15 protein-coding genes and 1 pseudogene are annotated in these 19,848 nt (G+C 46.7%); 6 read left to right on the forward strand and 10 right to left on the reverse strand.

Features of this window, described 5'->3' with window-relative positions; all coding sequences use genetic code 11:
* Positions 1-25: 25 nt before the first annotated feature.
* The 9 genes from GGU45_RS20630 to GGU45_RS20670 all read right to left on the reverse strand — a co-directional run bounded on the left by GGU45_RS20630 (position 26) and on the right by GGU45_RS20670 (position 13,525).
* Positions 26-919: an SGNH/GDSL hydrolase family protein gene (locus tag GGU45_RS20630; RefSeq protein ID WP_435228014.1), complete on the reverse strand. Its 894-nt coding sequence runs from the start codon at positions 917-919 to the stop codon at positions 26-28.
* Positions 919-2,751: an AMP-binding protein gene (locus GGU45_RS20635; RefSeq protein ID WP_435228015.1), complete on the reverse strand. Its 1,833-nt coding sequence runs from the start codon at positions 2,749-2,751 to the stop codon at positions 919-921. Before GGU45_RS20635 ends, GGU45_RS20630 begins: the two co-directional genes overlap by 1 nt.
* Entirely contained in the window at positions 2,748-5,630 is a 2,883-nt protein-coding gene (locus tag GGU45_RS20640; protein ID WP_435228017.1) for an AMP-binding protein, read from the reverse strand. The genes GGU45_RS20635 and GGU45_RS20640 overlap by 4 nt, the downstream gene beginning before the upstream one ends.
* A 283-nt stretch (positions 5,631-5,913) precedes the next feature.
* Complete coding sequence (locus tag GGU45_RS20645) at positions 5,914-6,729, reverse strand: alpha/beta hydrolase (protein WP_435228018.1); 816 nt, start codon at positions 6,727-6,729, stop codon at positions 5,914-5,916.
* Positions 6,730-6,858: 129 nt separating this feature from the next.
* Positions 6,859-7,896 carry a Gfo/Idh/MocA family protein gene (locus tag GGU45_RS20650; protein WP_435228020.1) on the reverse strand — a complete coding sequence of 346 codons (1,038 nt, stop codon included), beginning with the start codon at positions 7,894-7,896 and terminating at the stop codon, positions 6,859-6,861.
* 88 nt (positions 7,897-7,984) lie between these two features.
* On the reverse strand, positions 7,985-9,172 hold the full coding sequence (locus GGU45_RS20655; RefSeq protein WP_435228022.1) for a C1 family peptidase: 1,188 nt from the start codon (positions 9,170-9,172) through the stop codon (positions 7,985-7,987).
* A gap of 170 nt (positions 9,173-9,342) precedes the next feature.
* Positions 9,343-10,968, reverse strand: coding sequence for an ABC-F family ATP-binding cassette domain-containing protein (locus GGU45_RS20660; RefSeq protein ID WP_435228024.1), 1,626 nt, complete (start codon positions 10,966-10,968; stop codon positions 9,343-9,345).
* 495 nt (positions 10,969-11,463) lie between these two features.
* The gene (gene groL, locus GGU45_RS20665) at positions 11,464-13,104 is read right to left on the reverse strand and encodes a chaperonin GroEL (protein ID WP_435228026.1); all 1,641 of its coding nucleotides are present in this window, start codon (positions 13,102-13,104) and stop codon (positions 11,464-11,466) included.
* A 139-nt stretch (positions 13,105-13,243) separates the two neighbouring features.
* Entirely contained in the window at positions 13,244-13,525 is a 282-nt protein-coding gene (locus GGU45_RS20670; RefSeq protein ID WP_435228028.1) for a co-chaperone GroES, read from the reverse strand.
* A gap of 248 nt (positions 13,526-13,773) precedes the next feature.
* Between GGU45_RS20670 and nusB the strand changes: the two genes are divergently transcribed.
* From nusB to GGU45_RS21745, 5 genes and pseudogenes are all read left to right on the forward strand, one after another.
* Positions 13,774-14,703, forward strand: a complete 930-nt coding sequence (gene nusB / locus GGU45_RS20675) for a transcription antitermination factor NusB (protein ID WP_435228029.1) — start codon at positions 13,774-13,776, stop codon at positions 14,701-14,703.
* Between the two features lie 90 nt (positions 14,704-14,793).
* On the forward strand, positions 14,794-15,252 hold the full coding sequence (locus GGU45_RS20680) for a DUF1573 domain-containing protein (RefSeq protein ID WP_435228031.1): 459 nt from the start codon (positions 14,794-14,796) through the stop codon (positions 15,250-15,252).
* A 17-nt stretch (positions 15,253-15,269) separates the two neighbouring features.
* Positions 15,270-15,608 (forward strand): preprotein translocase subunit YajC, encoded by a 339-nt coding sequence (yajC, locus tag GGU45_RS20685; RefSeq protein WP_435228033.1) that lies wholly within the window; start codon positions 15,270-15,272, stop codon positions 15,606-15,608.
* Between the two features lie 202 nt (positions 15,609-15,810).
* Positions 15,811-16,392 (forward strand): dephospho-CoA kinase, encoded by a 582-nt coding sequence (gene coaE / locus GGU45_RS20690; protein ID WP_435228034.1) that lies wholly within the window; start codon positions 15,811-15,813, stop codon positions 16,390-16,392.
* A gap of 221 nt (positions 16,393-16,613) precedes the next feature.
* Positions 16,614-16,799, forward strand: a pseudogene (locus tag GGU45_RS21745) (HYC_CC_PP family protein); the annotation flags it as partial.
* A 47-nt stretch (positions 16,800-16,846) separates the two neighbouring features.
* Here GGU45_RS21745 and GGU45_RS20695 read toward each other — a convergent pair.
* Positions 16,847-16,978: a hypothetical protein gene (locus GGU45_RS20695; RefSeq protein ID WP_435228036.1), complete on the reverse strand. Its 132-nt coding sequence runs from the start codon at positions 16,976-16,978 to the stop codon at positions 16,847-16,849.
* Positions 16,979-17,080: 102 nt separating this feature from the next.
* Between GGU45_RS20695 and GGU45_RS20700 the strand changes: the two genes are divergently transcribed.
* Positions 17,081-19,612 (forward strand): TonB-dependent receptor domain-containing protein, encoded by a 2,532-nt coding sequence (locus GGU45_RS20700; protein WP_435228038.1) that lies wholly within the window; start codon positions 17,081-17,083, stop codon positions 19,610-19,612.
* Positions 19,613-19,848: the final 236 nt, after the last annotated feature.

The following is a 19,848-nucleotide window of genomic DNA, read 5'->3' on the forward strand; positions in this document are numbered from 1 at the left end:
CCCGCAGGCGTTCCGGTTTTAATATTTAGTATTCCGATACGATCTTTTGTAATACCCATTGAGAGAACACCGCAGCTCCTTCCCTGTTCATATGTCCGAAATCACAAAAACAACTAAACGGAAGCGGTTGGTCAAAGGACCAGTAACGGATGCCAAATTGTTGCTGATAATCCTGCAGCAATTGCCTGAACTGTGCTGCATATTTTCCTGACCGGATGCCCGATTCGATCGGGTATGGTCTGGGGAAATTAAGGATAACAATTTTTGCACCGCCGGCGGTTAATCGCTGAAGGAAAGGGTCCACGCTTTTATTCTCTGCATAGGTTCTTACCGTTCTGCCGGCCGCTGCTTTTACATAAGCATCGATATGAACCGTGTCTCTAATTAGATCTTCTGTTTGAGGAATGACAGGTAGCTGAAAGGGTATCCCCGCAGCCTTCTCCGGGCTGCTTTTTTTTATGGCATAGAAGGATCGCAGTTTTTCATACATCAGGAAATTCCGGGTTTTCTTCTGCATCACATGATAGCCAATAAGGTTCTCTTCTATCAAAAGCAGATCCGGTGGGTAGGTTGCCAGCAGATCAAATACCCGGGAATTTTGGGTAAACTGTTCAAGATAACCCCCGGAGCCGAAGAGTTTGAAGACCCGTATCTTGCGTTTGTAACGTAAAGCCGCAGCGTGTCTGAAAAAGTCTTCGTCAGCAACTCCCGCCTGCACCAGAGATGTGCCCAAAACAACAACCGTCAATGTGGAATCATCCTGCTTTGCAACATAGTCTTTCAATAGGGTCTCGGTATCCTGATCCAATTCTAAAAACACATCAGGATCGTTTACCACTGAAATATACAGAGCCATATATCCGCAAAATACAATCACCAGCACAGGTATCCATATTTTGAGCGGGGGAGCGTTTTGCATCAGCTTAGTTTACCGGTAATAATTTTCTCAATACCCGCAATACTGTTCATCACCATTACTTCGGCTGTTGAAAACCGGACATTATAGATTTCTTCCAGTTCGGTAATCAGGATCAGGTGCGACAGGGAATCCCACCCCGAAACCGTGTATGACGTGCTATCCCGGCTGATGGTTTGCTCCGGAACCCGGAAGGCGCCTGCTGCCGTGTTTATGATGGTGGCTAATATAGATCCGTTGCTGTTTTGTTGCTGCTCCTGGCTGGCATCAAATAGCTGCCTCGTAGCTGCCTGCTGCACTTTACCCGAAAGCCCGCGTGGCAATGCTGGCAGGAACTGAATTTTGGCCGGTACTTTTTCCGGTTCGAGTTTCTCCCTGCAATATGCGGTCAGCTGTGCTTCGGTACTCTTGCTGTTTGGATGCAGTACTACACAGCTCACCAGTTTTTCTCCAAACACCTCATCGGGTATACCAAAGGATACGCTTTCTGAAACATCGGGATGGCTATTGAGTATTTCGGTAATTTCCTCGGGGTGAATGTTAAAGCCGCCGGATATAATAATGTTTTTTTTACGCCCTGTAATATGATAAAAGCCCTCGGAATCCCTGAGCCCGATGTCGCCGGTATGAAGCCAGTCTTCTTTCAGAGCCTCTTCTGTGGCCGGCTTGTTGTTAAAGTAAGCATGCATAATATGCGCTCCTTTCAGAAGCAACTCCCCCTCCTGCCCTATGGCAGCCTCGCTGCCCGATTCATCTATCAGCTTTACTTCACAGTCGACCGGTTTGCCAACCGTACCCATACGAAAAGATTCCGGCCCGGGGCCGCAAAACAAGCTGCCGGCAACAGTTTCGGTAAGACCATATACGTTTACAATGATTGTTTTAAATTTTTCTGAAAATCGTTTCCAGAGCGCTGCCTCAATATGCGAGGAAACTGAAATCACCATCTGGAAATCTTCCGTCTGAAAGCTGTCTTCATACCCTTCTGAAAATTTATCCATCAGTGAAAGGATTGTTGGCACCAGGAATGCATGTGTAATACGCAGCTGGTAAATACTCAGGAACAGTGCGCCGGTTTCGCTGATGCTGAAATGAAACGGCCGGTAGAGGGTTGCCTGGTTGTATAGCGCCAGTACCGGCCCCTGGATGATGCCGTCGGCGTGATACAGGTTCAGCAGGTTCAGGATGTTTGCTTTTTCAGTAAGACCGTATACGCCGGATAACGTGCGTAAATGCGTAAACAGGTTTTTGTGCGTGATGGCCACTCCCTTACTATCGGATGTGGTGCCGGAAGTATAAATGATATAGGCAATGGTTTGGGGGGGCACCGCCTCAGGAAACCTGGCCTCGGATGGCTCCAGGCCGGCTGTTGATGCCGGGTAGAATTGACCGGCTTCGGGATCTTCGGGGCTACCTTTGCCCAGGAGTTTTGCAAACAGTTTTCCTTTTTTTTGCTGGCCCTGCCGCACGATGATAGCAGGCGCTGCTGATGGAATATTCCAATCGGCCATCAATGTTTCATCTACAATAAATCCCTGCGGATCTGCGGCGCGGATAATGGCATTGGCCCGCTCCCGTTTTACCTGGGGATCGATCAATACCGGTGCAATACCATTGCGCAATGCGGCAATAAAAAAAACGGTGGTATCCTGGTCGTTTGAAACGGAGAGCACCAGCCGGTCGCCTTTCTTAAATCCCCGCCGGTTAAACAACAAGGTTATTTTCTTTACCTTTTCCAGTAACTCAAGGTAGGTTAAGGAGGCTTTCTCAAAGACAGCGAATTTTCCGGTATCACGGGTTTCCAGCGTTGTAAACAAGTGTGCAATATCCTTCATAAAAGATCAATCAATTTACTTTTTAACACTTTTTGGTTCTTTCCATAAGGCAGCTCGTCAACCACCATTACAACGGCAGGTATTTTCCTGTTTCCAAGGGTTTGCGCAATATGATTTTTTACTGTGGCAATGATGGCCTCATGGGGCAAAAATGCATCTTGTACTACAAATACAGCCATTTTTTCGGCCTCATTGGCCTCAAACCGGCAGGCAGATACGGCTTTTATACCAGGTAGCTCCTGTAGGCAGCTTTCGATTTCGCTGGCGTAGATGATCTCGCTGTGCGGGCTCTTTATAAAGTCATTTTTTCGCCCCATCAGTTTAATAGTACCATCTTCGTTTATCAGTGCCATATCCCCGGTATAAAACCAGCCATTCCGGATAACGGCGTTTGTAAGCGCTGCCATGTTCCGGTAGCCCGGCGTGATGTTTTCGCTGTAAATACGCAGCTCCCCTGATTTACCCTTCGGTAACACCTGGCCATTTTCATCAACTACCTGCGCAATGCAGGATACCGGCCGGCCAATGGAGCCCTCCGCCATTTTTTCTGCGGGCGATTCGGCAATGCAGATACCCGTTGTTTCCGTTAATCCATAATAATTATACACCGGAAGCTGAAAACGTTCAAAAAAGGTTTTCTTCAATGAAGGGCTGAGCGGGCTGCCGGTGCTCAATACAAGCCGTAGTTTTGTAAAGCGGGCTTTTACTTCCTGTTGATGGATGGCCAGGCTGCTGAGCAGTGCCGGGCTTGTTGCAATAATAGTGGTTCCGGAGGCTTCAATGAATGCGGCAATGTCTCTGGGGGTTGTGCCAGCTCCCTTTGACGGAATCACTACGGCTGCTCCAACTTCTACCGGCGCAATACACCCGTTTCTCAAACCGCTCATACTGTCCGGGCCGCCCATTGCATAAAACCGGTCGGTTGCTTCCCAGGAATAAGTTTCTGTCATTTGCCTTGCACTGCGTACAAGATGTCCCTGCGTCAGCATGACTCCTTTAGGAAGACCTGTAGATCCGGAGGTATATAAGATCACTGCAAGATCTGTGGGCACCGTAGTTACGGTGCTGGCGGCAATGTCATTTTCGCTAAGCCATCCGGAAAAAGAAGGCACCGGAGTATCTGTGTCTTCTTCGCTATCGACCAGCACACAGCGGGCATGCAAACCGGCGGGAATCTTTTTTAACCGTTCTTCATCCGCGAGCACAAGGGCCGGACTTATTTCCCGGAATATATGATCCAACGTACCGGAAGGAAGTTCATAACCCAGCGGCACCACTACAGCCCCAATATGCATGGCAGCCCAGAAAAGAATGACCTGCTCCGGGTGAAATGGCCCCACCAGGCTTATCCGGTCGCCTTTTTGAATTTTTTTTTCTATAAGGGTGGCAATCGTTTTTTGAATCAGCAGGTCCACATCGCCATATTTAAATTCACTTTCGTCATCCACCGTGTATAGAAACACATTGTCTGCAAATAATTCGCAGGCCCGCTGCCATAGTGCCGGCAAGGTCTGTTCTTGGGGAGAGAGAATATATTCCTGCGTGGACAAGAACTGCTGCAGTCTTGCAAAGTTTTGCTGAACCGGCACCACCTGGATAATATCGTGAGCGCTTAATTTCTTTAGAAGCGCCTGAAAATTTTCGGGGCCTGTTTGCAACATTCTGCGGATCTGCTGCAGGGAGTAGAATCTTGAAGCCAGGTACAGCAATTTGCAGTCCTGGTCGTTTAGTTGAAGGGTCGCAACGGTACTGATCCTTTTTTCGTATACCGGGTGGCGGCTGAGGAGCTTTCCTACTGCGCCCGACAGCTGCGCCGGATCAATCTTAATTTCCTGTACAGACAGATCAATATTGAATAAAGGATTTACCAGTATATAAGAAGCGTCTGCCCCATTCATTGTTGCTGGATCAAAGGGCTCCAGCCTGTTTGCGGACCAGGACTGCGGCAACAGGGCCACTAAAGCATTATAGTCTTCTGTGTCCGGCTCCGATACAAGCGGCCGCTGATGCCCATCGCTCAATTCATTGAAGGCAAACAATCCCGGTTCGGAGAATACAAAGCCCCCCAGGGCGGGATTTACTCCGGTCATTTTTTTGAAGAGCGCATCGTATTGCAGGCCATGCAGCTGACGGCAACCCCGTTCAAAAAAAGGCACCGGCTCCGAGTTTGAAAGGTGTACATGCGGGCAGATGATCGCTCCCTCACGGGTGGTGATTCGTAACAGTTCCTTTAGCAATGATGCCTGGTCAAACCGGTGCAGGGCATCCAGCCCGTACACGAATGCTACGCTATTGTCTGCAAACGGTAATGGTTTATTAAGATCGTGGAAAATGACCTGTATATTGGCGGCTGTATGGGCAAACCAGTGTTGAAACCCCTTGTATCCCAATACGTCCTTATTACCTTCCCAGATCGTAACAACCTGTTGTTCGGGAAAGAGGCCGGCCAGCAATGCCGCGCTCCATCCGCTGCGGTTCCACAGATCAATAATAACATCTCCTTTTTTTAGTTTTGTCCGCAACAGCTTAATGAAAGGATAAAAAGATTTAAAGGCCTCGTTAAAGGGCTGAAAACAGGCATACACATCGTATAGCGGTTTCCTGGATTTTGTGCGGATGAATTGCTTGTAGGCTGCTTCACTGCTCACAACTGCTTCATAAAGCGCATCGATCTTTAAGTGAACCATCGATTCGATAAAAAGATCTGCTTCATTAAAAAAAATGAGATTATGGATAATCGGTATGGCTTCTATATGTAGGGGGTCCAGCAGGTATCCTTTTTGGACAAACTGTTCATTTCCCTGGATGATCTCCAGGCGATAACCCTTGTTATAGAAAGCGTTTAAATAGATACCCGGATACATCTTTTCTTTTAGCATTTAGTTACATACTTTTTCTCTTCGCAGCCGCCCTCGCACAGTTTAAGAGGTTGTCTGATTGCACATTTATATCTTAATTTGAAGCACTATGTTTAATATCCGTTTACCATGCAGTTGTCTGTTATTTTACTTCAACAAAACAAAAATATGAAATTATTTTATCAGGTTTCCTACCCGATATGGATGAGCGGTAATTGCCCGAAAAAACGGGCTTTATGGTTTGCAAAGCGATTGTTCCTGCGGTAAGTATTGTACCGGTGAAAAGAATGTGATCGCCCGGGCTCTATTTGTACAGTTTCAGCACCCGCTCCACTTCCTGCAACAATAGTGGAAAGGCGGGTTGCGCCATGCCGCCATGGTTGTACCCCTGCAACTCGTAAAGCTCCGCCTGCGTATTGCCTGCCAGTTTTAACATACGCAACAGATAGGCATTTTCTTCATAGCGGCCATATAATTCCTTTTCTCTGTCGCCGGTGATCAGCAATATGGGCGGGGTCGTTTTACGGACATGATACAGGGGCGCCATGGAATCGATGACCGGTTGCAGCGGGTTGGTGCCCCGCTCTTCCCTTACCGTGAAGTGGGTAATGCATTGGGCGCTGAAAGGAACGATCCCCAAAAGACTATCGGCATTGATGCCATAACGTTGTAGATACTTTTTATCGAGGGTCAGCATCAGATCCAGGTAGCCTCCGGCCGAGTGACCGGATAACACGATCTTGTCCCGGCTGCCTCCGTACTGCTCTATATGCTGAAAAACCCAGGCCACTGCGGCTGCAGCATCTTCGATATACAATGGCGCTTTTACTTTTGGCGAAAAACGATACCCTACTCCTACGATAATATATCCCTTGTTCATCAACGCGGCGGGAACTTCTTTTTTTCCTGCTTTAAGCCCACCTCCATGAAACCAAACAATGGTGGCTGCATTCTTTTTATCACGGGGATAATATACATCCAGCCGGCATTGCTCTTGCTGATATGCTTCTTGTTTTACTGATGCGGGATAATAAGGAATGTCTTTTTGCCAGTTGTAATTATTTTGAGCCTTTGTCTGGAGCGCCGCGCAAAAAATAATAAAAAAAAGGAATCGTTTCATATCGGATCGTTTCAATGCTGATTAGCAAGATACAGCTTTCTCCCTGATTGGGATTATCGCCGCATTGCGGCAGAAAATGTTGTTGTTTTTATAAAGCTCCGGCGATTGGTTTTATTGGCCATGATCGTTTTAGTTAAGGGGTTTGTAGTGCGCTTTTTTATAAACGGAAGCCAGGCTTACCGGAACTCCATTTTTCTTTTTGCTTTCGTCCGCTGCTTCCATAAAGGCCAGAATATCGAGTGTGTCTTTTGCAGTTACCGGAGGCTTGCCTGTTTCAAAAAAACGGATGACCTCCTTCAGCAAGGGATCATATCCTTTAAAGCCTCCAAGGGATACCGTCTTCTTTTCGGTAAAGATAGTGCCGCCGTATCCGGATGGTCCGGTACGTGTACCGCGGAAGCTGCCAATACGTCCATCACTCCAGGTGCCGGTAACCACATCGGTTTCCGGTGTATGTACGCGTACAACCGACTGGCAGCCGGAGCCCATGGCTGTAAAAAGGATCTCTACGCCGTGGATCCCGTACCAAAACAGATCCGGATGTGTTTTTTCAAGCGGTGCCGGGCTGTAGGTCTCCGCACCAATCACCTTGCCATAAGTGCCTTTGCCTACCTCATCCATACCGGTAATATACCGGAGCGAGGAACTTGAAAATACCGGCACCTTGTATTGGGCTGCCGCATTAAAAATCGCCACAGCGTCTTTCAAAGAAGCCGTCATGGGCTTATCAATAAAAAGGGGCTTACCGGCTTTTAACACAGGCAATGCCTGCTCCAGGTGCAGCCGGCCATCGTTGGTTTCCAGGCAAACCGCATCCACCATCGGCAACAGCTCTTCTATAGACCGGGTGATGGTTACCCCATATTTTTGCACTTCGGTGATATAGCCTGGGATGCGCTCCACTGAGGAGGGAATATCGTTACTGCCTTTGGGATATGCGGCCACGACACGGTAGCCCATAAATGCCGGATCCGGGCTGCCGCCATTCAATGATTTTGTAAAGGCCACGGCATGCGACGTATCCAGCCCGATGATCCCGATCCGTTTTCCCTGCGCGGCTTGGCCGTTTGTTTTTGCGGCTGCCTGGCTGCTGATCCCAAGGCCAATACCGGCCAGGGCAGACAAACGAAGGAACCGCTTTCGATCCATTGGTTGTTGCTTTAACATGCTATCGTTTATTTTAGTGTTCCCACTAAAGATATTTAATTGCAATGAAGCCTTCGTTATAATTTCCGGTTACGTTACCGAAAACCACTTACAGTGTGATCTTTGCAGCAACCGATGATGGTACCGCTTTTTTATTGACGAGGATGCTGGTTGTCTTCAATTGCACATAGGCTTTTGTCACATGCAGATACCCTTTATATTCATTATTGGTGCCCCAGGAGTTTTTTACAATATAATACGCTTTCCCGTTCTGGTCTTTAGCCAGCCCTACAATGTGCATTCCATGATCGTCCGATGTTTGGCCGTTCTCAATACCGGTCTGCCGGAGTTCCGGCGTAATCTCCGGTTCGGGTTTGGGACCGCTGAACAGCTCCTTTTTTTGGGCTGCGGTAATATTCTTTACATAAGAAACAGGGTTTTGCGGTACAAAGGCAACCCCATTGGGCCAGCTAAAATAAGGCTCTGAAACATCCGTTCCCCAGGCCACGGTGTACCCGTTTTTGAGCGCATTATCGATAATATCGGTAATGGAAGCCGGCGGAATATTGTAGTCCCACTGAAAAGCCCAGTTGTCGGGTACCATCATCATGGCTTTTTGCCAGTAGGGTGTATTGTTCTGGGAAATAAATTCAATGTAATTATGAGCATCAAGCCCCACTACTTCTTTTGCAAAGGTTTTCGGTGTATAGCTTTTGTTCTGGTAGGTGAACATCGGCGGTACGGGCCCCAGGTAGGCATCCAGGGTTGCTGTAAAAGCGTTCTTCCAGCGGGGAGAGAGTACTCCGGCGGGGTTTTTAATCACCGCGTCCAGCATGGCTTTCAAAATGGCCTGCATTTCGCTGAAATTATTGGTGGTGGCGCCATTCAGCAGGCCGGTATATATTTCTTCCGGCACCGCGCCGTATTTAGCATACATATTAATAACATCATGCGCTTCGCCGCCATCGCCCCAGCTTACGGCGCCATTCATTTTTACATAGCTTTCTGCTTTGTCTTCGTAAGACCTGCGGGCGGTATAGATCTTTGCAAGGGGTACGGGTTTGCGGCCGGCTTTGATCATTTCAGATTCTAAAAAAGAATTGGTGGAGTAACTCCAGCAGGTACCCGATGAACCCTGGTTTTCTATAGGCGTAACCGCCAGGTTAATGATATTGGTAAACCGGAAACCGGTGCTGTCGCTCCCGTTACCACTGATCTTTTTGATGAGGTTATCCTGAGCATGGATGCCGGCAACTATAACAGACAGCAGGGCCACTAAGAAAATTTTTCTACGCATTTTATTTAAATTTATGGGTCGTTTATACAGCTGACCCAGCTAAAGCAATACTTTAATTGCCGCAAAGAAAAGACAGAGATCACAATTGATTCGGATCTTTTTTATGAATGGCAATGGGGGTACAAAAAACGGAGCCGCTGCTCCGTTTGATCTTATTTTTTTTGAAATGCCTATGCATACATTTCCTGGCGCAATACCTTCACCCGATCATCTTCCAGGTATTCATCAAAGGTGCTCAACCGGTCAATAATGCCCTTGGGCGTTAATTCGATAATACGGTTGGCCACAGTTTGCATAAAAGTATGGTCATGGCTGGTGAGCAGCACAATACCATTATAAACGGTACACTGCTCGTTGAAGCTTTGGATGCTCTCCAGGTCCAGGTGGTTGGTGGGCTGATCCAGGATAATCACATTGGGGCTTTGGAGCATCATCTTGCTCACCATACAACGTACTTTTTCACCGCCGCTCAGCACATTGGTTTTTTTAAGCACTTCTTCCCCGCCAAACAGCATCTTACCCAAGAATCCCCGTAGGAACGGCTCATCTACATCGGTTACGTGCGACGGTACGTATTGACGCAGCCAGTCCATTAAATTCAAATCGGACTGGAAAAATTTACTATTCTCAATGGGCAGGTAGGCAGCCGTAACGGTGGTTCCCCACTCAAGTTGTCCTGCATCTGCCTTTGCTTCGCCATTAATGATCTCAAAAAACTGGGTTACCGCCAGCGGGTCTTTTGAAATAAAGGCGATCTTATCCCCCTTGTTTACGCTAAATGTAACATTATCAAAAAGCACCCGGCCCCCGGTGGCCGACTTTAATTTTTCTACATTTAATATCTGGTTCCCTACTTCGCGCAGGGGCTGAAAGATGATACCGGGATATTTACGGTAGCTGGGCTCAATTTCCTGGAAGTCCAGTTTCTCCAGTGCTTTTTTCCGGCTGGTGGCCTGTTTGCTTTTTGAGGCGTTGGCGCTGAAGCGGGCAATAAAGTCCAGTAATTCTTTTTTCTTTTCCTCCAATTTTTTATTCTTATCGCTGATTTGTCGTGCCATCAGCTGGGAGCTCTCGTACCAGAAGCTGTAGTTACCGGTAAACACCTTAATCTTCTGGCGGTCTACATCGGCCACATGGGTACATACGGCATCCAGGAAGTGACGGTCGTGGCTTACCACCAGCACAATATTTTCATAGTCTGCCAGAAAATTTTCGAGCCAGCCGATGGTTTCTATGTCCAAACCGTTGGTAGGCTCATCCAGGAGCAGGATATCCGGGTTGCCAAACAGCGCCTGCGCCAGCAACACCCGCACTTTCATATTGGAGGGGATATCCTTCATTTGCATCTGGTGCAGCGCATCCCCTACTCCCAGGCCGTTTAAAAAGGCCGCCGCATCACTTTCGGATTCATAGCCTCCCATCTCCCCGTACTCCGCTTCCAGTTCGGATGCCTTCATGTAATCATCTTCCGTTGCATCCGGGTTGGCATAGATGGCATCCCGGCGCAGCATGGTGTCCCACATTTTCTTATGCCCCATCAATACCGTGTTCAGCACCGTTTGATCATCAAATTCAAATTGGTTCTGTTTTAAAACGGCCATGCGCTCACCGGGAGTAATGGATATGGTTCCTTTATTTGCTTCGATTTCGCCGCTCAGAATTTTCAGAAAGGTCGATTTTCCTGCCCCGTTGGCTCCAATAACCCCGTAGCAGTTGCCTTTTGTGAAATTAACGTTCACATCTTCAAACAATACCCGCTTACCGTAAGCCAGTTTCAGATCTTTTACACTTATCATGCGTCTATGATTATTTATCTGTTTTCAAAAAGTGGTGCAAAGGTAACGCAAAGTTGACAGGTGAAGCAATTTAAAATCAGAGCGTTTTTTAGCGCCGCTGTTGGTGTTGAGGGGAGCCTGTGCAAGGGAAAAACACCAACGGCATGATTGAGTTGTTGGTGATTGCCGTTGCCGACCGTTGGACGCAACACCAACAACGGCCAAAGGACGACTAAGTTGATGGTGCTTTGCCAATACGCGCGGCCAATACGCAACACCAACAAGGGTAAAAACCCGGAATGCGCCTGTTATCCTGCTGCCTACGGGCTGCCGGATAGCAGCGGCACCGGAGTGTAACGGAGGTACAGCGGATAGCCGGAACCGCTGTACGGTCCTGCACGACAGCCCAAAGCCCATAAAAAAAATCCCGCCTCAAAAGAAGCGGGACCTTTTTTATTAAGCGACCAACGGATTAACGATTGCCCATTAACCATTGACCCTTGACTATTCGCTATATTAATAGCCCATGCCACCCATATCAGGACCTCCCGGCATTGCAGGAGCCGCGGCTTTGGGTTCGGGTTTGTCAGCAACCACACACTCGGTAGTCAGTAACATACCTGCAATAGAAGCAGCATTTTCCAATGCAACGCGGCTTACTTTTGTAGGATCAATTACACCCGCTTTGAACAGGTTTTCGTAGTTCTCCGTTCTTGCGTTGAAACCAAAATCAGCTTTACCATCTTTGATTTTCTGAACAACGATAGAACCATCGATACCGGCGTTATCGGTCAGTGTGCGTACAGGGGATTCCAGGGCACGTTTTACGATGGCCATACCGGTTGCTTCGTCTTCGAGCTGACCTTTTACTTTTACGCTAAGGCTTTCGATAGCGCGGATATAAGCTACACCGCCACCAGGCACAATGCCTTCTTCAACCGCTGCTCTTGTTGCATGTAATGCATCATCCACACGGTCTTTCTTTTCTTTCATTTCCACTTCGGTAGCAGCACCTACATACAATACCGCCACACCACCGCTTAATTTAGCCAGGCGCTCCTGTAATTTTTCGCGATCGTAGTCGGAAGTGGTATTTTCGATTTGTGCTTTGATTTGGTTTACGCGGCCAACGATCTCCGTTTTTTTACCTTTGCCACCCACCACAATAGTGTTGTCTTTATCAATGGTAATGGAAGAAGCCTGTCCCAGAGCAGCCAGGTCGGCGCTTTCCAGTTTATGACCCAGATCTTCAGAAATAACAGTACCGCCGGTTAAGATGGCGATATCGGTCAGCATTTCTTTTCTTCTGTCGCCGAAGCCAGGAGCCTTAACAGCGGCTACTTTCAGCGTACCACGCAGTTTGTTCACCACCAGGGTAGCCAGTGCTTCGCCCTCCAGGTCTTCTGCAATGATCACCAGCGGACGACCGCTTTGTGCTACTTTTTCCAGGATACCCAGAATGTCCTTCATGGTGCTGATCTTCTTGTCGTAGATCAGTACATAAGGATTCTGTAATTCAGCTTCCATTTTTTCGCTGTTGGTAACGAAGTAAGGAGAGATATAACCACGGTCAAACTGCATTCCTTCTACTACATCTACAGTAGTATCGGTGCCTTTTGCTTCTTCTACAGTGATCACGCCTTCTTTACCTACTTTGCCAAATGCCTGGGCAATCAGCTCACCGATCTGCTCATCATTGTTGGCAGAAATGGTGGCTACCTGCTTGATTTTTTTGCTGTCGTTTCCAACAGTCTGGCTTTGCGACTTCAGACTTTCAACTACTAAAGAAACAGCTTTGTCGATACCGCGTTTCAGGTCCATTGGGTTGGCGCCGGCAGCTACCATACGCAGCCCTTCACCAATAATGGCCTGTGCCAGAACAGTGGCAGTAGTAGTACCGTCCCCTGCAATATCTGCAGTTTTGGAAGCTACTTCTTTCACCATTTGAGCGCCCATGTTCTCAACCACGTCTTCCAGCTCAATTTCTTTTGCTACGGTAACACCATCTTTAGTAATAGCGGGTGCACCAAATTTTTTCTCGATTACTACATTACGGCCTTTAGGTCCTAATGTAACTTTTACAGCGTTGGCCAAAGAGTCAACGCCTTTTTTCATTTTATTTCTTGCTTCAATATTGAAGAAAAGTTGTTTTGCCATTTTTAACTTAATTTGAAAATTTGGAAATGTGGAAAGTGTGAAAATGTGTCTAAATCACAATTCCGTTTTATTTTTAAAGGAGCTTACATTACTGATGTGTTGATTTTCAAATTTTCACATCAGCACATTTACACATTAATTATACAATCGCCAGGATATCGCTTTCTCTCATTATTAAAAGTTCTTCACCGCCGATCTGGATTTCGGTGCCGGCATATTTACCATATAATACGGTGTCGCCGGGTTTTACTGTTACGGGTTCGTCTTTTTTACCGGGGCCTGCTGCTACTACAGTACCGCGCTGGGGTTTTTCTTTGGCAGTATCAGGAATAATAATGCCTCCTGCAGTCTTTTCTTCTGCTGCTGCTGGTTTTACAATTACCCGGTCATGCAAAGGGGTAACAGTTGTTTTTTTAGCCATAATCGTATTGTTTTTTAAAATTTTAATTTAAAGTGCCAAAATGTTTTTATTTTTTGGGCTGCTAATGTAGCATAAATAGTATGCCATCCCTTGTTTTAATGAAATTTTTTCAGTTTAAATCGAATTCCGGAGGCAAAATCAGGAATAGTTGATTGCCTACCTGTCAAAATTGCATTTTGCGCCGGTTTTTTCTTCAATAATGTATAAATCAACTATCTTCGCAGCCGCAAAAAGAGTTCATTCAATCAATGATTAGTAGAAGAAATATCCGGGTTAAGGTAATGCAGACCCTGTACGCGTGCAGCACTGAAACCGAACAGAACAGTAAAGTACCCAGTCCTTCCAAAATTTTAGATCAGCATTTTAATCAAACCCGCAGCCTGTTTGTATACCTGATCTATTTTATAACACAAATTGCGCGTTATGCCGAAAAGGATGCTCATAAAAGGGCCAGCAAATATATTCCTTCGGCACACGATCTGAATGTAAATACCAAGCTGGCCGGCAGCAGCCTGCTTTGGCAGATCCTTGAAGATCAGCAACTGGAAGATCAGCTGAAGCGGGACAAACCCGAAAAACAGTTAGATGAAGAGTTGGTAAAGAAAATTTATAATCAACTTACAAAAACTTCTGAATATCATCATTATATATCCATTAACCAGCAAAGCAAACAGGAAGACCGGAAGATTTTTGAATTTATCCTGAATGACTATATGCTCGGCAATGAGGATTTTATCAGTCATGTTGAAGAGTTTTTTTCCAACTGGAGCGATGATGGTGAAATGGTAGTGCAGTTGCTGCAAACCTACCTGCACAAGCCCGGGGCTATAAAATTCCAGGAAATAATCAGTGCCGAAAAGGCCCGTTTTGCCCAACAGTTACTGGCCACCGTTAGCGACAAAAATGACTACCTGCTGGAATTCATAACCCCGAAGTTAAAAAACTGGGATCCCGAGCGTATAGCATTGCTGGATATGGTAATCATGAAAATGGGAGTTGCCGAGTTCCTCTATTTTGAAACCATTCCGCCAAAAGTGACCATTAACGAATATATTGACCTTGCCAAAGAATACAGCACAGCTCAAAGCGGGCATTTTGTAAACGGCATACTGGACAATATACATAAAGAACTGGTGCAGGAAGGCCGCTTAAAGAAAACGGATTATAAAAAAGCCTGAGAATCTGTTTAAAATAAATTCAATGGTTTTCTTATGGGCATTTTGAACTAAGTTTGTATTTCCCAGAACAGAAACTTAAAAAATAAACTGATGAAAAAGGGATTATTTATTTTTGTTGCAGCAGCAACACTTATTGCATGTAAGAATACATCCGGGAAAACCGGTGAGGCTTCTGAAGACAGCCTGGCAACAGTACAGAAAGAAAAAGCACTGACAGACTCTGCAAATTTTACCACAGCAGTGTGGGTAGATTCTACATTTAAAGATGTAGGTAAGGTTAAAAAGGGACAGATCGTTGAAATTCCTTTCACCATCAAGAACACCGGGGATAAACCCCTGGTAATTGGGTCGGTAACCCCCGGCTGCGGATGTACCGTTGGTGAAAAGCCTGAAAAACCCATCATGCCCGGCGAAGAAGGAAAAGTAGTGGCCAAATTCAACAGCGCAGGACAATCTGAAGGATCACACAATAAAAATATGACGGTGCGTGCCAATACCAAACCGTTTACAGAATCCGTTTTAAATTTTAAAGTAGAAGTAGTTAACTAATCAAAGCGTAAATAGAAATGACAAGTGTATTATTGCAGGCGCAGGGTTCGCCCGGCCCGTTTGGATCGATGACAACGATGATCTTCATGTTTGGAATGATCATTGTGTTCTGGCTGTTTTTTATTCGCCCGCAGGCTAAAAGAGCTAAAAACCAGAAAAAATTCATCGAAGATCTTCAGAAAGGCGATAAAATAGTAACCATTGCAGGCATTCATGGTAAAATAAGCCAGGTAAACGAAGACGGAACCCTGAGCATTGAGGTGAGCCCCGGTAACTATATCAAGATCGAAAAATCGGCCATCAGCATGGACTGGACCAACCAGTTGAATAAGGCTGCCGCTGCTCCTGCTAAATAAGCAGCCAGCTACATAATTAAAACAGGAACACGGCAAGAAGTAATTTTGTCGTGTTTTTTATTATCCTGTTTTACAGCCACAGAGCAGCTGAAACACTGAAGTTTTTTTAAGACTGTTTGAGGTCGATGGATACAGGTGCGCCTCAGGATATAAAAAATCGGTGTTTCTGAGTTTCAGTGGCAAATCAGAAAAAATAAACTTCATGCTCAAAGTAGGTATTACCGGAGGGATTGGAAGCGGTAAAACGCTGGTGGCATCTATATTTCATACCCTGGGCATCCCGGTATATGATGCAGATGCCGCTGCAAAAAAGCTCATGAACACCAGTGCGGAGATCCGCGAACAGCTTACCGGCTTATTTGGGCCGGATACCTATAAGGACGGCCGGCTGAACCGCCCCCTGCTGGCCTCAAAAGTATTTGGCAACCCGGAGCAATTACAGCGCCTTAACGCCATTGTGCACCCGGCAACCATCCGCGACAGCCAGGAGTGGTTTGCACAACAAGCGGGGCCTTATGCCATAAAAGAGGCGGCTATTTTTTTTGAAAGCGGCAGTGATAAATATATGGACTACATGATCGGTGTTACGGCCCCCGAAGCATTGCGCATCCGGCGCACGATGGACCGCAGCCGCATTACCGAAGCCCAGGTACGGGAGCGGATGCAACAGCAGATGGACGAAACCGAAAAAATGCGCCGCTGTCATTTTGTAATCGATAACAGTGAAACCGTGTCCGTGATAGCACAGGTGATGAACGTGCATGGGAAGATGTTGGAGGTTTAAAGTTTAAAGTTTCACGTTTAAAGCTCGCCCGGACGACACGGTCGGACGGGTTCCAGGTTGGATCCGTTTCATATGCAGTGACCCATTGCCTGTTCCCACACTCTCACATTTGCACATTTGCACATTTCCACATTCTCAAATCTGCCCTCACATAAGAAAATGCCCGTATCTTTGAACCTTTTATAAGCGCCTTTGTTTAGAGATATCACCCAGGAACCATCGTGTTACGGAAACTGACCATATTACTTGTTTTTGTCTTTTACAGCCTGGCCTCTTTTGGGGTTAGTTTGAACTTTTTTTATTGCTGTGGAAAGCTGAAAGAAATTTCCCTGCAATCAAAACCCCAGGAAACAAAGGATTGTCCGGTACAAAAAGGAAAAAACTGTTGTGAGCACAAAACGATTGGGGCAAAGGTTTCTGTTGACCAAAAAACGAACAGCTCCTTTGTGTTCTCCTACGCTCCTGTTGGCCCCCTCTTTTCTACACCTCCCACCCTGTTTTGCAAAGAACCCGGTGCGTTTTTTACCCGTTGGCTACCGGCAATTTCGGCCGATCCGCCCGATCTGGTGCCGGAAAAACGTTCCATTCTTTTCGGCGTTTTTAGAATTTAGAAAAAGCAACTTTTATTGTAAGCCGGCGTAAACGATCCCGGTAATAATTGTTGTACTTATTTTCTAAAAACGAATTTATGATCCAGAGATACCTGATTATTTTTTTATTCTTACTGAACGCAACCGCTTCCCCAGCTCAAAAAAAGATAAATACAGAAACCTTTAAAGTATTGGGCGCCTGTGAAATGTGCAAAGAGCGGATTGAGACCACCGTATTGGACCATAAAGCAAAATCGGCCAGGTGGGATGCAATTGCCCAGTTGCTTACAGTAAGTTATGACCCTGCAAAGACCAGTGGTGAAAAAATCCTGAAAGCGGTAGCTGCCGCCGGTCACGATAATGAGCGTTTTAAGGCGCCGGACGCCGTTTACCAGGCACTCCCCGCCTGCTGCCATTACCAACGCGATGCAGATGCCGCAACCCCAAAACAAAAGCAAATCATTACCGGTGTGGTTTTGGAGGAAACCGCCAAAGGAAAGCTGAATCCTATTTCAGATGCTACGGTAAAAAGCCTGCATTCCAACCAGCATTTTGTAACCGACAGCACGGGGGTATTTCGTCTGGAGACTGATTTGCCTACGCATATTGCCATCAGTTATGTAGGCTTCCGGTCGGACACGATCAGTGTAAAAACCCCGGATATGCTTACCATTATCTTAAAAAACTCCTCAACCGGCGATCTTAAAGAGGTCATCGTAAGTTCAAAAAACCCGTCCACCTTTGTATCCACTATGAGTATCCTGAACACGCTCAACATGGGCACAAAGGAACTAACCAAGGCGGCCTGCTGCAACCTTTCGGAGAGTTTTGAAACCAGTCCATCGGTTGATGTCAGCTACAGCGATGCCGTTACGGGGGTAAAACAGATTCAGCTGCTGGGCCTTTCCGGCAGTTATACGCAATTGTTAGTTGAAAATACGCCGGAGCTCAAAGGCCTTACAGCACATTACGGGCTTACCTATATTCCCGGGCCCTGGATTGACGGCATCCAGCTTACCAAGGGAACCGGCTCGGTGGTGAACGGTTATGAAAGCATTGCCGGCCAGATCAATGTAGAAGAGAAAAAGCCGGACAACCCGGAGCAACTGCTGGTAAATGCCTATGTAAACACCATGGGGCGGCTGGAAGCCAATATTAATACGGCTCAAAAGCTCAATGATAAATGGAGCACGGCTCTGCTCACTCACGGCAATTACAGCAATAAAAAGGTCGATCATAATATGGATGGTTTTAAAGACCTGCCCACTGGCTCGCAGTGGAACCTGGTTAACCGCTGGAAGTACCTGGACAATAACGGCTGGATCATTCAGTTTGCGCTAAAGGCCCTGAACGATCAGCGTTACGCCGGGCAAATGGACTTTGATCCCAACCGCGACCGGCATACCACCAATTATTACGGAGTGGGGATCGATGCGCAGCAGTACGGGTTTACCGGTAAATTGGGTTATGTGTTTCCGCAGCATAAATACAAGAGCCTGGGGCTGATCCTGTCTGCCGGCCAGTATTCCAATAATGGCTATTACGGGTTAACAACGTACAATGGACGGCAGAAAACCGTATATGGTAATTTTATTTATCAATCCATCATCGGCACTACGGATCATAAGTTCCGCACCGGCCTCAGCTTCTCCAACGAAAATTATAGTGAAACCCTGAATGGGAATTTGTTTAAACGGAATGAAATAGTTCCGGGTGCCTTTTTTGAATATACTTATACTGCTTCGGACAAATTGACCGCCATTGCCGGCCTCCGGCTGGATCATCACAATCAGTTTGGTTTTATCACCAGCCCCCGGCTGCATTTAAAATACGACTTCAGTCCCAAAACCAACCTGCGGTTATCGGGCGGATCCGGCTTCCGTATCAGCAATATTTTTGCCGAGAATGTAGGTGTATTTGTGAGCGCCCGGCGATATGAGATCCTCAATCCCACATCTGCCTATGGTTATGGACTGGATCCGGAGAAGGCCTGGAACTATGGACTTAATTTTATACACAATTTTATGCTGGGCAGTCGCAAGGGATCCATTGCCCTGGATGCTTATCAAACACGCTTTCGCAACCAAACCGTGGCCGACCTGGATGCAGATCCCCAGGCCATCCGGTTTTATAATCTAAAAGGCAAGTCGGTATCTAACAGCGTGCAGGCAGAATTGAACTATGAGCTGTTGCGCAAACTGGAGCTGCGCATGGCCTACCGCTGGCTGGAAGTGCAGACCCAGTATAACCAGGGTTTGCTGGATAAGCCTTTTACGGCAAAGCACCGGGCTTTTATTAACCTGGCCTACGAAACCCGCAATAATTGGAAATTTGACTACACCACGCAGTGGCTGAGCCGCAAACGCATACCCAATACGGCTTCCAACCCAGCCGGCAAACAAATGGATGTCTGGTCGCCCTCCTTCTTCCAGCTGGCGGCACAGTTAAGCAAGCAGTTTAGTAAACAGTGGGAAGTGTATGTGGGTGGCGAAAACCTGACCAACTATGTGCAGGATTACCGGATCATAGATGCGCAAACGCCCTTTAGCCCATATTTTGACGGATCACTGATTTGGGGACCAGTGACAGGACGAATGGTTTATGCAGGGTTCCGGTTCCGGATTCCGTAAGAGAAGTTCCAGGTTTAACGTTTAAAGTTCCACGTCAGATCCGTTTTTATGCTTGATATAAGACGCTGAATACCGGATGCCGGATATTTGATACCAGCGGAACAAAAACGGGAAGGATTAAAAGACAACGAATAATTATAGACCCATTTGCTTCTGGTGGCTGTATCAAAAGTCGTTTTACAGCATGATGTCGTTCTGAAGATGTCATCCCGGGCTTGACCCGGGATCTATTCTTG

It is taken from the genome of Niabella hirudinis, from assembly GCF_051201075.1.
In the GTDB taxonomy this organism is placed as follows: domain Bacteria; phylum Bacteroidota; class Bacteroidia; order Chitinophagales; family Chitinophagaceae; genus Niabella; species Niabella hirudinis.